Raw genomic sequence first — 15,282 nt, 5'->3', positions numbered from 1 at the left:
CCTGAGGAAATAGCATGTCGCAAAAGTTTAACGTCGCGGTATTAGGAGCCACAGGGCTCGTAGGTCGCCAAATTATCGAAACGCTCGCGGAGCGTAACTTTCCGGTCGATAACCTTTATCCATTGGCCAGCAGTCGCTCTGCCGGTGAGGAAATTGAGTTTAAAGGCCAGAGCATTGAGGTGTTGGATGTCGAGCAATTCGACTTCGCTGATGCCCATATTGGTCTGTTCTCGGCTGGTGGCAGCGTGTCACAAAAATATGCTCCCATTGCCGCCGAGGCTGGTTGTATCGTCATCGATAATACCTCAGAGTTTCGCTATGAGTTTGATGTGCCACTGGTTGTGCCTGAGGTGAATAGCTCAGCGCTAGCAGATTTTCGCAATCGTAATATCATTGCCAATCCGAACTGCTCCACTATTCAGATGATGGTGGCGCTGAAACCTATCTATGACGCCTATGGCATCGATCGTATTAACGTCTCAACCTACCAAGCGGTGTCGGGGGCAGGTAAAGAAGCGGTGGAAGAGCTGGCTAAGCAAACGGCGCACTTAATGAATGGCCGGCCCATGGAAAATGAAGTCTTTAGCAAGCAAATGGCTTTTAACGTCATTCCGCAAATTGATAAGTTTGAAGACAATGGCTACACCCGCGAAGAAATGAAAATGGTGTGGGAGACGCAAAAAATTCTTGGTGATGACAGCGTATTAGTGAACCCAACAGCGGTGCGCGTGCCGGTATTTTACGGTCATGCTGAAGCGGTACACCTAGAAACGCGTATGCCGGTGGATGTTGAGCACGTTAAACAGCTGCTCGAGCAAGCGCCAGGTGTTGAGCTTATCAATGATGACCATGATTTTCCGACGCCGGTGACCGATGCAAGCGGCAATGACAGCGTCTATGTTGGTCGCGTGCGGCAAGATATTTCTCATCCACACGGCTTAAACCTGTGGATCGTCAGCGATAACACCCGCAAAGGTGCGGCGACCAATAGCGTACAGATTGCTGAGGCGCTCATTGCCGAATATTTGTAAAATGAAGGCCAAAGGCGAGTAAGTACAGTAAAAAAGCGGCAAATTGCCGCTTTTTTCTTAGTTATCAATTGTTTCGGAGTAAAGTGAAATTCCCTTTCCGGCGTGGATATTCCCCTATATCTGGTTTATAGTTTGAAAGTGGAATAAAGCTTGCTGATAAACACAAGAAAAACAATGACTCGGGAGATGGCTTTTGCGGCCGATAACCTTCCATAAAGCACAAAAAAATGAGTAAAGGAAAAGCATGCGCGGTTTAGTTACACTGGTTTTTGTTGTCGCGACCCTAGTAGCGGCTGGCACGAGTGCGCAAAGCACTGAAATTCGTGGTCCTAAAGGGGTCGACTATGGTGCTCAAGGCCGCTCTATCGGACCCATTAAGCCAACTGACACCTTGTGGCGAATCGCTGCCAAGGTGCGTCCCGACAACTCAGTGACCATGTATCAAGTAATGGTTGCCCTTTACGAGAAAAACCCCGACTCATTTTTAGACAAAAACCTTAACCACATGCGTGATGGCGCATATTTGCGTATTCCCTCGTTAAATGAAATTCGTACTATTGACCCAGCTCAGGCACGACAAAAGTCTGAGCAAGATGACCGTTTGTGGGAGAAAATTAAAAACGGCACGCTTAATAGTAATGAAATCGATCTGGTCGCGAAAAAAACCACGTCGGCGCGTCAAGAAGATGTCGAAAAAGCCAAAACGGAACTGAAAAGCGAATTAGAGCAGCTTAAGCGTTTACAAGGCGAGCGTTTGGTGGAGCTACAAGAGCAGTTCAAGTCGTCTGTGACCGATGTAGAGGCGATATTGACTGAGAATCGTCAACTGAAATCGCAACTTGAGAAGATCAGCGAACAGCTTGCCACAGTCAAAGATCAGCTTGACGAAAAGGACGCAGAGTTGCAGCGCCAGCTGCAACAAATACTGGCTGAACGTGAGGCCATGGCGCAGCAGAAGTTACAGCAAGCGCAGCAAGAACAAAGTGCACTCGAAGGCATCCCAACGTGGTTGAAATTAGTTTTGATGATGACTATTCCAGCATTAGCCGTGCTCGGGTTAATTATTTTCATTTTAAAGAAACGCCAGTCAGCAAAAGAGCCTGAGCCAAGCGACGACGATGAATTCCTACCGCAAACACCGGCGCCGCAAATGCAAACTCAACCTGAGGCCGGTATCGATGACCTAGATTTAGGTGCGGATGACGACAGTTTAGACGACAGCCTTGATGATTTACCGCTCGATGACCCCGATGATGCGTTAGATGAGCCAGGCATTCAGTTAGACGATGACGACTTCCTTGATCAAAGCGACGATATTTTAGATGAAGGCGGTGATGGGGCTGACGATATCGACTCACTGTTAGACCAAGACGAGTTAGACGGCTTACTTGATGATGACGTGGTATTTGACGATGAGTCTGATGCTGAAGTTAGCCAAGAAGAAGCGGTATTACAGCAAAATTTTGATGCCCCTGGTGATGACATCAGTGTTGATGTGCCAGAAGAAAATGAACCAGATAGCGATATTCTTAGCGACGAAGATATTGACGACTTATTTGCCACCGATGATAGCGAAGACGAGTCACAGGCAAACGCTAACGGTGAAGAACCGAGCGATGATAGCGATGAGGCGATGGCCGCATTGTCTGAGGAGTTGGCTGACGATCAGCTCGAGCAGATAGATGCCGAGTCAGGGGATGACACCTTTGATATTGATGAGCTTGTTGATGAAACGCAGTCCGAGCCGGCGGATGACGATTTCGATGTCGATGACCTACTAGAGGAAAACGCCGCAGACGAGCAAGGCGCTGAAGAAGATGACCTTGATGTTGATAGTCTGCTCGATGAAGCGGCAGAAGCGCCAGCAGCAGATGCCGATGAAAGCGATGTCGACATCGATGAGCTGATTGATGAAAACGGCGCAGACGAGCAAAGCGCTGAAGAAGATGACCTTGATGTTGATAGCCTACTCGATGAAGCGGCAGAAGCGCCAGCAGCAGATGCCGATGAAAGCGATGTCGACATCGATGAGCTGATTGATGAAAACGCCGCAGACGAGCAAAGCGCTGAAGAAGATGACCTTGATGTTGATAGCCTACTCGATGAAGCGGCCGAAGCGCCAGCAGCAGATGTCGATGAAAGCGATGTTGATATTGACGAGCTGATTGATGAAAACGCCGCAGACGAGCAAAGCGCTGAAGAAGATGACCTTGATGTTGATAGCCTACTCGATGAAGCGGCAGAAGCGCCAGCAGCAGATGCCGATGAAAGCGATGTTGATATCGATGAGCTGATGGATGAAAACGGCGCTGAAGAAGATGAGCTTGATGTTGATAGCCTGCTCGATGAAGCGGCAGAAGCGCCAGCAGCAGATGCCGATGAGGGCGATGTTGATATCGATGAGCTGATGGATGAAAACGAAGCAGACGAGCAAGGCGCTGTAGATGATGACCTCGATGGTGAGGACCTACTTGATGACGCACCTCAAGAGGAGCAGACATCTGATGAAGAGGGTGACGTCGAGCCGGAGCCAGAACTTGCATTGGAAGAAGATGATGGTTTAGACGGCGATGACCTTCTTGAAGATGTCCTTGGCGATGATCAGACTTCTGATGAAGAGGGTGACGTTGAACCGGAGCCAGAGCTTGCGCTGGAAGAAGATGATCTCGATGGCGACGTCGAGCCGGAGCCAGAACTCGCATTGGAAGAAGATGATGACTTAGACGGCGATGACCTTCTTGAAGATGTCCCTAGCGATGAGCAGACTATTGATGAAGAGGGGGACATTGAACCGGAGCCAGAGCTCGCGCTGGAAGAAGGTGACGACTTAGACGGCGATGACCTTCTTGAAGATGGCCCTGGCGATGAGCAGACTCTCGATGGCGACGTCGAGCCGGAGCCAGAACTCGCATTGGAAGAAGATGACGACTTAAATGGTGACGATCTCCTTGAAGATGTCTCTGGCGATGAGCTGATTGATGAAAACGCTGCGGACGAGCAAGACGCTGTAGAAGATGATCTCGATGGCGACGTCGAGCCGGAGCCAGAACTCGCATTGGAAGAAGATGATGACTTAGACGGCGATGACCTTCTTGAAGATGTCCCTAGCGATGAGCAGACTATTGATGAAGAGGGGGACATTGAACCGGAGCCAGAGCTCGCGCTGGAAGAAGGTGACGACTTAGACGGCGATGACCTTCTTGAAGATGGCCCTGGCGATGAGCAGACTCTCGATGGCGACGTCGAGCCGGAGCCAGAACTCGCATTGGAAGAAGATGACGACTTAAATGGCGACGATCTCCTTGAAGATGCTCCTGGCGACGAGCAAGCGGCAGATGAAGAGGGTGACGTTGAACCGGAGCCAGAGCTCGCGCTGGAAGAAGATGATGACTTAGACGGCGATGACCTTCTTGAAGGTACCCCTGGCGATGAGCAGACTCTCGATGACGAGGGTGACGCTGAGCCGGAGCCAGAACTTGCGCTGGAAGAAGATGACGACTTAGACGGCGACGCTCTCCTTGATGATGCTCCTGGCGATGAGCAGACACATGATGAAGAGGGTGACGTTGAGCCGGAGCCAGAACTCGCGCTGGAAGAAGATGACGACTTAGACGGGGACGATCTCCTTGATGATGCTCCTGGCAATGAGCAAGCGGCTGATGAAGAGGGTGACGTTGAACCGGAGCCAGAGCTTGCGCTGGAAGAAGATGACGAATTAGATGGTGACGATCTCCTTGAAGATGCTCCTGGCGACGAGCAAGCGGCAGATGAAGAGGGTGACGTTGAGCCGGAGCCAGAACTTGCGCTGGAAGAAGATGACGACTTAGATGGTGACGATCTCCTTGATGACGCCCCTCGCGATGAGCAGAGTCTTGATGAAGAGGGAGACGCTGAGCCGGAGCCAGAGCTTGCGCTGGAAGAAGATGATGACTTAGACGGCGATGACCTTCCTGAAGATGTCCCTGGCGATGAGCAGACTCCTGATGAAGAGGGAGACGCTGAGCCGGAGCCAGAACTCGTATTAGAAGAGGATGATGACCTCGATGGTGATGACTTACTTGCTGATGCACCAGAGCTTGAAATAGAAGAGCAAGCGCAACCGGATGCAAGTGATGAAGATTTAATTGACGAAAGTGCAGACCAAGAGCTACTTGAAGCAGACTTTGCTGATTTTGATGAGCCTGATCTCGAACTTGACTTAGGCGACGATCCGCTGCTTGAAGACGAAGATGCATCAGACGTTGAGCCTGTTAGCTCTCAAGAGCCCCAAATGGGGGATGTTGAACATCCTAGCCAGCAGCTAGATGACTATCCCGATCTTGAACTCGACGAGCCATTTAGTAGCGAAGCTGAGCAGCAACTCAGCGAAGCGATGGCTCAAGAGGGAGGTGAAGAGCTCGATCTCTCCAGTGATTTGGATGGCGACCTTGACGATGAGTTAAGCGCACTGATGGATGACTCTCTAGATGACGATATCGATGGTGACGAACAACTCGACGACAGTCAGCTCGATGAGGATTTCCTCGCTGACTTAACGCAGACCGATTTTGATGCTCTGCTCAACGAACTTGCTGAGCCAGATGAAGATGTGATCGGTGAACCGCAAGATAACGACCTTGATCTGCAGAGTTTGCTCGCCGATAGTGACTTTGACGCGGATGATGACGCGGTCGCAGACGCGAACGAAGACGACAGTGGTGCAGCAGAGCCGGACTATCTTGATATTGATGACCTGCTCGAGCAGAGTGATGACTCAGAGCCTGATAACGAACCCTATGATGAAGTCGATATGGATGTGGGCTTGGGTGAGTTTGATGACATGCTCGACGACTCGCAAAAGACCGATGTTGATAGTGAAGACGGCGGTTTCAGCGCTAAATTAGATTTAGCGAGGGCTTATATCGAAATTGATGATGTTGATTCAGCCCTCGAAGCGCTACAAGACGTGCTTGATAATGGCCCGCAGTCGCTCCATAAAGAGGCGCAAGCCTTGCAGGAACGTCTGAAACGCTAGCGTGTTAAGCTCAGCCGCGAGATGATAAATGCGCAGGCAAAGTGTCTGCGCATTTTTTGTATTAACTGCTTGTCTATGGGCAAGCTTGCTCCCTTCGGGAGCCTCATTACCCTCAGCATTAGCTATTTGCCCGCAGAGCGTTTAAAATGCCGAAAATTTTATTGAGCTAAGAGTATCAATGCGCGTCGCTTTAGGAATCGAATACAATGGTGCCCGCTACAGTGGCTGGCAGCGTCAATCTCATGTCAGCAGTATCCAAGCGGAAATTGAAACTGCGTTGTCCCGTATTTGTAATCACCCCGTGGATATTACTTGTGCAGGGCGTACCGACGCTGGCGTTCATGCCACCGGTCAGGTTGTGCACTTTGATACCCATGCTGAGCGTGATATGGGCGCTTTTACCTTAGGTATGAATTCGCAGTTGCCTGATGACATCGCCGTGCGCTATGCAATGCCAACCGCTGATGATTTTCATGCCCGTTTTAGTGCCACCGCACGACGTTACCGTTATGTCATTTATAATCACCCCTATCGCCCAGGCATCCTGCGCTCTGGGGTGACTCATTATCATCACCCGCTGGATGAAACACGCATGCAAGCGGCCTGTGCGTATATGCTCGGCGAGCAAGACTTTACCTCGTTTCGGGCGGTGCATTGCCAGTCCAACACGCCGTTTCGTAATATCCACCATCTATTTGTTGAGCGCATCGGTGATTACATCGTTGTTGATATTAAGGCCAATGCCTTTTTACATCATATGGTGCGTAATATTACCGGGTGCTTGATGGACATTGGGGTTGGTGAGCAAGAGCCGCAATGGATGCAGCATTTATTGGCTATTAAAGACCGCACCCAAGCCAGTGCAACCGCTAAGCCTAATGGTTTATATTTGGTGGACGTGGACTATCCCGAGCAGTGGCAAATTCCCAGCACGCCACTGGGACCGCTTTTTTTACCCGATAACGAGCCACCACAGAGCTAATAAAAAGGGGTGAATGGTGGGTGTAAATGGACTACGCCGACCAGTTTTTTATATCTAAGCAACTAATTTCATGTTTTAATTGTGCTAATTTATCGGCTAATTTTGGGGTGCTCAATCCGCCCCGGTCCTGACAAGCATTAAGAGAGTTGCCAATGAGCTGGTTAGAAAAAATCTTACCAAAAACCACAAAATCTTCTGGCAAGAAAGAAATTCCAGAAGGGGTGTGGGCTAAGTGTACGTCGTGCGATTCGATTCTGTACAAAGCAGAATTAGAAAAAGCCATGAACGTATGCCCGAAATGTGATCACCACATGCGTATCAGCGCCCGTAAACGTTTAGAGCTATTTCTCGATGACGCTGGGCGCGCCGAGCTCGGTGAGCAGCATGAGCCAAAAGATGTACTGAAGTTTAAAGACTCAAAAAAATATTCAGACCGCATCAGCGCCGCGAACAAAAGCAGTGGCGAGAAAGACGCCTTAGTTGCTATGAAAGGGCAGCTTAAAGGCATTCCTGTTGCGGCGGTATCGTTTGAGTTTGCCTACATGGGTGGCTCAATGGGCTCTGTTGTTGGCGCCCGCTTCGTTGAAGCCGTCAATGTGTGCTTAGAGCATAATATGCCGTTGGTGTGCTTTTCTGCATCAGGCGGTGCACGCATGCAAGAAGCATTGATGTCGTTGATGCAAATGGCTAAAACCAGTGCCGCGTTAGCAAAAATGAGTGAAAAAGGGCTGCCTTTTATTTCCGTACTGACTGATCCAACAATGGGGGGTGTATCGGCTTCTTTAGCTATGCTAGGTGATGTGAATATTGCTGAGCCCAAAGCACTGATTGGATTTGCCGGCCCACGAGTTATTGAGCAAACAGTACGTGAAACTCTCCCAGAGGGCTTCCAGCGCAGTGAGTTCTTATTAGAGCATGGTGCTATCGACATGATCGTTGATCGCCGCGAAATGCGCGACACTGTGGCGCGTTTATTGGCTAAGCTAATGAACTTGCCTTCTACCGAGCAAGAGCATAGAGTAGCGTAAATTTCTCGGTAACCTAGAAACTTACAACCTATGTCAGATTCCATACCGAGCCAATCGTCAACCCTTGATGATTGGCTTTGTTATTTAGAGCAAATCCACCCTGCTAACATCGAAATGGGCCTTGAGCGCGTGCAGAACGTTGCCGATAAGATGGGCCTTGTTCATACCCCTAGCAAAGTAATTTTAATTGCCGGCACCAATGGTAAAGGCACCACCGCACAATGCCTGGAAAAGCTATTACTGAGCCAAGGGTATTCCGTGGGCACCTATGCCTCTCCTCATCTTATTCGCTATAACGAGCGGGTCCGCATCAATGGCGCCGAGCTTGACGATCAATACCATGTTGATGCCTTTAACAGTCTCGAGCAAGGACGAGGCGATGTGCCACTTACCTATTTTGAATATGGCACCTTGGCAGCGCTGGCAATTTTTAAACGCGAAGCGGTGGATTATGTGCTCTTGGAAGTAGGGCTTGGGGGGCGTTACGACGCCACCAATATAGTTAATCCAGTCGCGAGCGTGATCACTACCGTCGATCTCGATCATAAAGAGTACCTCGGTGATACCCGTGAACTGGTCGGTTATGATAAGGCGGGGGTTTTTCGTAGCAATGTACTCGCAGTGGTGGGTGACTTAGATATCCCCCACACTGTGGTGGATTATGGCGAGCAAATTAATGCCGATTTGTGTCTGTCTAAGCGCGACTTTATTTTTACTGAAGATGAAGCCACCTTCAATTGGCAGATGGGCAAGCTGTCGCTGACCTTTGCTAAACCCGCTATTCCGGCGCAAAATGCCGCTACCGCATTGAGTGTGTTAGCAAAACTGGATTTATTGCCGGCGGTAACAGACATAGCTGATTGTTTGAAACAACTTCAGGTGAAAGGGCGCTTTCAACAACTGAGTAAGGAGCCCTTGGTCTATACTGATGTGGCCCATAACCGAGAATCAGCCCGTTATTTAGCCACACGTTTACAGAGCCTTCAGGCACAGGGTAAGACAATACATGCCATTATCGGCATGCTGGGTGATAAAGAGCATGCCGACGTGATTACCGCGATGGCACCGGTGGTTACTCATTGGCACGTAGCTGGATTAGATAATCCGCGCGGGTTGAGTGCACAGCAATTAACAGCCAAAGTGACACAGTCTGTCAAGGTTGAAGGAACATATGAGCAGGTCAGTGACGCAATGCGCGCTGTTTTACCACAACTTTGTGCGCAAAGCCTTTTGATTATATTCGGATCGTTTTACACTGTAGCACAAGCAATCACCTTTTTTGATAACGAGAGGGCGTAACAGTGAACTCAGGGTTTATAAACCGCTTAGTGGGAACCATTATTGTCGTCGTCGCTGCGGTCGTTTTTATTCCCAATATCCTTGATGGCGATAAAGTGCGCTACAAAGAAGGGTTTAAAGCCATCCCAGAGCGCCCTGAGTTTAAGTCTATTGATCTGCAAGAAGCGTTATCGGAAAAAGCCGATAGCGCACCACTGCCTGATGATGCCAAAAGCGAAGAACTGGCAGCCGATGACGATAAGTTGCAACAGCGTGGTGATACTCAAAGCGGGGCTGATGAACAAAGTGCGCAGCAGGTTACCGAGCGCAATGATACGGTCACGGTTAACACCTTAGCCAAAGATGAGCCATTGACCCGCCCACAACAGAGTGCGTTAAAAGAAATGGCCTATGTGGTGCAGTTGGGGGCCTTCTCTCGCCAAGGTAGCGTGGATGCCTTGAGCAAAAAGCTTAAAGATGCCGGTTTTAATGTATTTACCCGCCCGGTGAAGACCCCAAATGGCGAATTGACGAAAGTGTTAGTGGGGCCTGAATTGGATAAGGCAACCTTGGAAAAGCAACTCCCCCAGTTGCAAAAGCTCACTAACTTAAAAGGACGTATCACTCAATTCCAAGTGACAAAATGATCTGGTATTTAGTGCCTCGCTCCGTTAGAATGCGCCCCAAATAAACGACTAGTGGTTATTATGATCTGGGTTGATTACGCCATTGCCGGCATTATTGCACTGTCCACCATAATTGGTTTAGTGCGTGGCTTTGTTAAAGAGTCAATGTCGTTAGCCGTATGGGCCGCCGCGTTTTTTGTCTCCAGTTTATTTTACCCCTATTTAGCCTCCTACCTTACCAACATTTCAGAACCCCTTTTAAGAAATGCAGCAGCGATAGCCATATTATTTTTCTCTACGTTGCTTTTAGGCGGATTGCTAAACTATATTTTAGGCGAACTAGTGCAGCGCACTGGGTTGTCGGGCACCGATCGCGTATTTGGAATCGTGTTTGGTGCTTTACGTGGCGTGTTAGTCGTGAGCGCCATACTCTTCTTCCTGGATGCCTTTACCGGAGCCCCAAACACCGACTGGTGGAGCGCATCTCGACTAATCCCTGAATTTGGCTTTGTGATTGAGTGGTTTTTTGACTATCTCGAACACAATTCAAGCTTTTTAAATTCAGCTAACCGTTAATCGGCGAGGAAATTTTAATGTGTGGTATCGTTGGTATAGTCGGAACATCGCCCGTCAATCAGGCGCTGTATGACGGCTTGACTGTTTTGCAACACCGAGGCCAAGACGCGGCCGGTATTATTACCATAGACAATAATACCTTTAGTCTGCGTAAAGCCAATGGTCTAGTTAAGGATGTGTTCCATACTAGACATATGAAACGTCTGCAGGGAAATATTGGCATCGGCCATGTACGTTACCCTACCGCAGGTACGTCAAGCTCTGCAGAGGCACAGCCCTTTTATGTTAACTCGCCTTTTGGCATCGCCATGGCGCACAACGGCAACCTGACTAATGCCGAGCAGCTAAAAGAACAGCTATTTACCGAAGCGCGACGTCACGTTAACACCACCTCTGATTCAGAAATTCTCTTGAATATTCTTGCGCATGAATTCAGCAAATCTGACAAGCTGCACTTGGCACCAGAAGATATCTTCGCTGCGGTTTCTGAGGTTAACTCAAAAGTAGTGGGTGGGTATGCCACCATGGCGATGATTATCGGTCATGGCATCGTTGCTTTTCGTGACCCCCATGGCATTCGTCCGCTGATTTTCGGAAAACGTGAAACCGAAAAGGGCACCGAGTACATGTTCTCTTCAGAGAGCGTGGCACTGGATACTGACGGCTTTGAGGTGATTCGTGATGTGGCACCAGGTGAGGCCATTTACGTAACCGAGGATGGACAACTGTATTCGCAACTGTGTGCAGATAAGTCGGTACAAAACCCTTGTTTGTTTGAGTTCGTTTATTTTGCGCGACCGGATTCCACCATCGACAATATGTCGGTGTACGCTACTCGCGTTAATATGGGCACCAAACTAGGCGAAAAAATTAACCGTGAATGGGCAGACAAAGACATTGATGTGGTGATCCCCATCCCTGAAACATCCTGTGATATCGCCCTAGAAATTGCTTCGGTATTGGATTTACCTTATCGCCAAGGCTTTGTTAAAAACCGCTATATCGGCCGGACTTTCATCATGCCTGGGCAAGAGCTGCGTAAAAAGTCAGTGCGCCGCAAACTTAATGCGATAGATCGTGAGTTCAAAGGCAAAAATGTATTGCTGGTTGATGACTCTATTGTCCGTGGCACCACCTCAGCGCAAATTGTAGAGATGGCCCGAGAGGCTGGCGCTAAGAACGTTTATTTTGCTTCAGCAGCACCCGAGGTGCGCTTCCCTAACGTCTATGGTATCGATATGCCTTCAGCGGCAGAGCTAATTGCCCATGGACGTGAAGTAGAAGATATCAATGCCAGCATCGGCGCAGATGGCCTGATTTATCAATCGTTGGACGACTTGGTGGCTGCAGTGGCCCAGGAAAATCCAGAAATTAGTCGTTTTGAGACCTCTGTTTTTGATGGCAATTATGTTACGGGCGACATCAATCAGGACTACCTAAATCGTATTGATGAGTTGCGTAACGATGCTGCCAAATCAGTGCGAGAGCAAGCCATGTCATCGAGCTTGGAATTACACAACCAAGATAGCGATTCGCAAGATGACTAACTGTGGTTAAAGAGCAATAAAAAAGGAGCCAAAGGCTCCTTTTTTATTGCTCCCACACTGCTAACTGAAGACCGGCGAGACAATCCCGTTAGTCCACAAAATTGCGGTAGCGGCAAGAATAATAACGAGTAACACCAGACCACATGTCACTACAGAGCTGGCGTAGATAAAGCCCCTTTCATGGGGAATATGCATCAAGATAGGAACACCTGTGTAGAGTAAATACACCGAGTAGCCAACCGCGACAATGCCCACAGACACGATAAACCATAAAGCAGGGTAGAAGGCTGCAAAAGCGGCCATAAACACGGGAGTAGAGGTATATGCCGCAAGCTCTAAGGTCTGCGTAAAAGTTGGTTCGGCGCCAAAGGTTTTTGCCATCCAGTGAGCCAGGTATGCAAGTGCAAAAACCCCGACAATCAGAGCAACATACATAGCCACAGCTATCAGCATGGCGCTGTTGTGAGTAAGAAATACGGCATCGCCCGTGCCGACATGCCAGCCTAAGTGTACGCCGGAGTAGTAGCCCATTGCACTGGGAATACAGGCGATGAGGAGAATATGCGATAAGCTGTAAAGTAAACTTTCGTGGCGATTATCAATCGTTTGCCACTCTTCCACTGGGTGGGCGTATAAGCCCCAAAGATGGTTCAAAATCATAGGTGTGCCCCTTAAATAAACTGGTTGTTATGGCTGTATTATTTTTCACCAGCCTTAATTAAGGTATCGTTCAGAGCAAAGAATTTGTCAAGAAAGCCCCATGGTAAAATCAGTATGGTAAAATGATCGGCATTAGCGGTTAGTATTACAATTCTATGTTAGCGAAGTACCAACAACTCTTAGAACCGATCAACGCATTTTTACAATGTCAGACACCGGATGCATGGCTGCAGCAAGCAAAAAAGCCAGAGAACTTAACGGTAATTTTGACCGATCACCTTATTTGTGAGTTGAAAGCGGCACAAAGCGCCATGTACTTAATTCGTCGTTATGCGGTGGATGAGCAAAGTGCAGAAGCGCTGTTGGCTTGGCTCAAACCATACGAAGATTTTACCTACCGCCAGGTGGGGGATTGGCGAGAGCTAGCTGACTATAACCGCTTAAACAAATCGATGATGCCCAAGTCAGACACCCCTTATGGCCAAGACCTGATCGATAAAATGGTGTTACTCATCAAAGAAGAATTGCACCACTTTTATCAAGTGTTAGAGATTATGCAAGCCTGTGGTATTGAATACGATAAAATTACCTCCAGCCGCTACGCCAAGGGCTTGTTGCGACATGTACGCACCTACGAGCCGCAGGCGCTGATCGATAAATTGATTTGCGGCGCTTATATCGAAGCACGCTCATGTGAACGCTTTGCTATGTTGGCCCCCCATGTTGATAAGCAATTGGGAGAATTCTACATCTCCTTATTGCGCTCAGAAGCGCGCCATTATCAAGATTACTTGAGCCTTGGCGAGCAAATAGCAGGTGAAGATATCAGTGCCCGCATCGCTTTTTTTGGTGAAGTAGAGGCGGAACTTATTTCATCTCCAGACCCAGATTTTAAATTTCACTCTGGTGCGCCAGTATCAAGATAGTGCTGTTTAAGTAAACTTAGTACTGCTTGTTGCTGCGGTGGCGGCAAAGGATGCTGTGCCAATATATCCGCCACCCGACCTTGTTTGAGCAGGCTTTGCATGCCGCTGCGAAACGCCTTTAGATGGTAATGGCTAAGGGGATGCTGACGGGCGAAGGCTAAATGTAAGGTGTTTTCGCTCAACGCCGGTGAATCAAACATCAAGTGCTCAGAGAGTGCTAATTCACGAATAATATGTTCACCCACTTCTTGCGGACCGAGTACCCAGCTAATTCGACGGCGTTCGAGTAATTGCAAGGCTTTGCTCAGATTGGGCAACTCAACGTAGTCGATGCCGCCATAGTTTATGAGCAATTGCTCCTCACCATAGTCGCGACCAACGGCAATCGGGTCATGTGCGACTAACGCTAAGTCGCCAGTAAAATCACGATTGCTTTTTGCATGGCGGAAAAATCCACTATGGGCTTTTGCCAGTGCGGCGCTAAAGACAAAGTCTTGCTGCCGCGCCGTGGTTTTATATGCGCCTAATACGGCCGAATATTTCCCTTTCTTTGTCCCTCGTAAGGCCCGAGACCACTGCGTAAAATGAATACGCACAACTATATTTTGGCTTCGGAAAGCTTCACTGACTAAATGGGCCATCCAGCCATGTTGATACAAAGTGTTGGAAAAATAAGGTGGGAAAGGTTCTGTGGCGAGCTCTAATCGCTCCAATGCATGTGTGTGCTGACTGAGTATAAACACGAGTGCGCTTAAAAGTGCACGCAAGACCATACTTTGCTCCTATCGCAACATTGGGCAATCGTTCATTAGAGCAAGTATAGTTTGAAACTCAGCGAGCGCGAGTTAGTCAGCGTGTTGCCACTGTGTAAGCGTATCAGCATGGCCGCCATAGTGCAGCCGCATATGCTGTTTATCAACCACTAGAAAAGAGCTTTGCTCGTACCAATCACCGAGGACGATACGGGTTTGCTCTTGATCATATTGATGAACTGCAGGGCGGTGAGTGTGGCCGTGGATCATGATCCTTACTTGATGTTTCGAAAAGGTATCAAGTACTGCTGAGCGCTCCACATCAAGAATTTCGATGGCCTTGTGCTGTTGGCTTTGTTTGCTTTTTGCACGGGCCTTTTTCGCCACACGACGGCGATACCAAAGCGGCATCGCGAGCATTAGTCGCGGCCACCACCAACCTCGGCTTTTGCGCCGAAAACGCTGATATTCAAGATCTTGTGTGCACATTTCATCGCCATGCAATAGCAACACCTGTGTCCCGTATAGGTCTATCACCGTTTGCTCTGCAAGCAGTGTCATGCCTGCTTTTTGCGCATAACGTTGACCAAGTAGAAAGTCGCGATTGCCATGGGTAAAGTAAATGGCAATACCTTGGTCTGCGAGTTGTTTAAGCCGAGCGGCAATATCATCACTGAATGCGTCACTGGCATCGTCGCCCACCCAAACCTCGAAGAAATCCCCTAATATGTATAAGGCATCTACTTGCTGATCTATTTCTTTATCAAGGAAGTCGAAAAAAGCATCTGTGATCTCTGGTTGGTTGCTACTGAGGTGGAGGTCGGCAATAAACAAGGTGCGTGACATAGGCGTCCAGATAGTA

General features: G+C 48.7%; 12 protein-coding genes. 9 read left to right on the top strand and 3 right to left on the bottom strand.

Annotated features, from left to right (window positions below; translation table 11 throughout):
* Nucleotides 1–14 precede the first annotated feature (14 nt).
* From MHM89_RS15215 to purF, 8 genes are all read left to right on the top strand, one after another.
* Nucleotides 15–1,031, top strand: a complete 1,017-nt coding sequence (locus tag MHM89_RS15215; RefSeq protein WP_045978126.1) for an aspartate-semialdehyde dehydrogenase — start codon at nt 15–17, stop codon at nt 1,029–1,031.
* 244 nt (nt 1,032–1,275) lie between these two features.
* On the top strand, nt 1,276–6,045 hold the full coding sequence (locus MHM89_RS15210; RefSeq protein ID WP_239409148.1) for a FimV/HubP family polar landmark protein: 4,770 nt from the start codon (nt 1,276–1,278) through the stop codon (nt 6,043–6,045).
* Between the two features lie 178 nt (nt 6,046–6,223).
* On the top strand, nt 6,224–7,027 hold the full coding sequence (gene truA / locus MHM89_RS15205; RefSeq protein WP_239409147.1) for a tRNA pseudouridine(38-40) synthase TruA: 804 nt from the start codon (nt 6,224–6,226) through the stop codon (nt 7,025–7,027).
* A gap of 152 nt (nt 7,028–7,179) precedes the next feature.
* Nucleotides 7,180–8,055 carry an acetyl-CoA carboxylase, carboxyltransferase subunit beta gene (gene accD, locus MHM89_RS15200; RefSeq protein WP_022945652.1) on the top strand — a complete coding sequence of 292 codons (876 nt, stop codon included), beginning with the start codon at nt 7,180–7,182 and terminating at the stop codon, nt 8,053–8,055.
* A 30-nt stretch (nt 8,056–8,085) separates the two neighbouring features.
* On the top strand, nt 8,086–9,354 hold the full coding sequence (gene folC / locus MHM89_RS15195) for a bifunctional tetrahydrofolate synthase/dihydrofolate synthase (RefSeq protein ID WP_239409146.1): 1,269 nt from the start codon (nt 8,086–8,088) through the stop codon (nt 9,352–9,354).
* Nucleotides 9,355–9,356: 2 nt separating this feature from the next.
* Nucleotides 9,357–9,980: an SPOR domain-containing protein gene (locus MHM89_RS15190; RefSeq protein WP_022945650.1), complete on the top strand. Its 624-nt coding sequence runs from the start codon at nt 9,357–9,359 to the stop codon at nt 9,978–9,980.
* Nucleotides 9,981–10,040: 60 nt separating this feature from the next.
* Nucleotides 10,041–10,535: a CvpA family protein gene (locus tag MHM89_RS15185; protein WP_022945649.1), complete on the top strand. Its 495-nt coding sequence runs from the start codon at nt 10,041–10,043 to the stop codon at nt 10,533–10,535.
* 17 nt (nt 10,536–10,552) lie between these two features.
* Nucleotides 10,553–12,082, top strand: a complete 1,530-nt coding sequence (gene purF, locus MHM89_RS15180) for an amidophosphoribosyltransferase (RefSeq protein WP_022945648.1) — start codon at nt 10,553–10,555, stop codon at nt 12,080–12,082.
* Nucleotides 12,083–12,142: 60 nt separating this feature from the next.
* Here the strand turns inward: purF and MHM89_RS15175 are convergent, their stop codons facing one another.
* Nucleotides 12,143–12,742, bottom strand: a complete 600-nt coding sequence (locus tag MHM89_RS15175; protein WP_239409145.1) for a Yip1 family protein — start codon at nt 12,740–12,742, stop codon at nt 12,143–12,145.
* 155 nt (nt 12,743–12,897) lie between these two features.
* On the opposite strand from MHM89_RS15175, the gene MHM89_RS15170 reads away from it, so the two are divergent.
* On the top strand, nt 12,898–13,668 hold the full coding sequence (locus MHM89_RS15170; protein ID WP_045978123.1) for a tRNA isopentenyl-2-thiomethyl-A-37 hydroxylase MiaE: 771 nt from the start codon (nt 12,898–12,900) through the stop codon (nt 13,666–13,668).
* Here MHM89_RS15170 and MHM89_RS15165 read toward each other — a convergent pair.
* Together MHM89_RS15165 and MHM89_RS15160 are read right to left on the bottom strand one after the other, a co-directional pair.
* Nucleotides 13,641–14,441 carry a transporter substrate-binding domain-containing protein gene (locus MHM89_RS15165; protein ID WP_138549131.1) on the bottom strand — a complete coding sequence of 267 codons (801 nt, stop codon included), beginning with the start codon at nt 14,439–14,441 and terminating at the stop codon, nt 13,641–13,643. The two genes, MHM89_RS15170 and MHM89_RS15165, sit on opposite strands and share 28 nt — an antisense overlap.
* Nucleotides 14,442–14,513: 72 nt before the next feature.
* Nucleotides 14,514–15,266 carry a UDP-2,3-diacylglucosamine diphosphatase gene (locus tag MHM89_RS15160; RefSeq protein WP_239409144.1) on the bottom strand — a complete coding sequence of 251 codons (753 nt, stop codon included), beginning with the start codon at nt 15,264–15,266 and terminating at the stop codon, nt 14,514–14,516.
* Nucleotides 15,267–15,282 lie beyond the last annotated feature (16 nt).

The organism is Pseudoalteromonas sp. CNC9-20, from assembly GCF_022347875.1.
Lineage (GTDB): Bacteria > Pseudomonadota > Gammaproteobacteria > Enterobacterales > Alteromonadaceae > Pseudoalteromonas > Pseudoalteromonas ruthenica.
This window is presented reverse-complemented; position numbering and strand designations above follow the sequence as displayed.

What these genes read in the sequence shown, in the direction of transcription:
- MHM89_RS15215 (WP_045978126.1), top strand. Translation starts at nt 15, where the DNA reads ATGTCGCAAAAGTTTAACGTCGCGGTATTAGGAGCCACAGGGCTCGTA.
- MHM89_RS15210 (WP_239409148.1), top strand. Translation starts at nt 1,276, where the DNA reads ATGCGCGGTTTAGTTACACTGGTTTTTGTTGTCGCGACCCTAGTAGCG.
- truA (WP_239409147.1), top strand. Translation starts at nt 6,224, where the DNA reads ATGCGCGTCGCTTTAGGAATCGAATACAATGGTGCCCGCTACAGTGGC.
- accD (WP_022945652.1), top strand. Translation starts at nt 7,180, where the DNA reads ATGAGCTGGTTAGAAAAAATCTTACCAAAAACCACAAAATCTTCTGGC.
- folC (WP_239409146.1), top strand. Translation starts at nt 8,086, where the DNA reads ATGTCAGATTCCATACCGAGCCAATCGTCAACCCTTGATGATTGGCTT.
- MHM89_RS15185 (WP_022945649.1), top strand. Translation starts at nt 10,041, where the DNA reads ATGATCTGGGTTGATTACGCCATTGCCGGCATTATTGCACTGTCCACC.
- purF (WP_022945648.1), top strand. Translation starts at nt 10,553, where the DNA reads ATGTGTGGTATCGTTGGTATAGTCGGAACATCGCCCGTCAATCAGGCG.
- MHM89_RS15175 (WP_239409145.1), bottom strand. Translation starts at nt 12,742, where the DNA reads ATGATTTTGAACCATCTTTGGGGCTTATACGCCCACCCAGTGGAAGAG.
- MHM89_RS15170 (WP_045978123.1), top strand. Translation starts at nt 12,898, where the DNA reads ATGTTAGCGAAGTACCAACAACTCTTAGAACCGATCAACGCATTTTTA.
- MHM89_RS15165 (WP_138549131.1), bottom strand. Translation starts at nt 14,441, where the DNA reads ATGGTCTTGCGTGCACTTTTAAGCGCACTCGTGTTTATACTCAGTCAG.
- MHM89_RS15160 (WP_239409144.1), bottom strand. Translation starts at nt 15,266, where the DNA reads ATGTCACGCACCTTGTTTATTGCCGACCTCCACCTCAGTAGCAACCAA.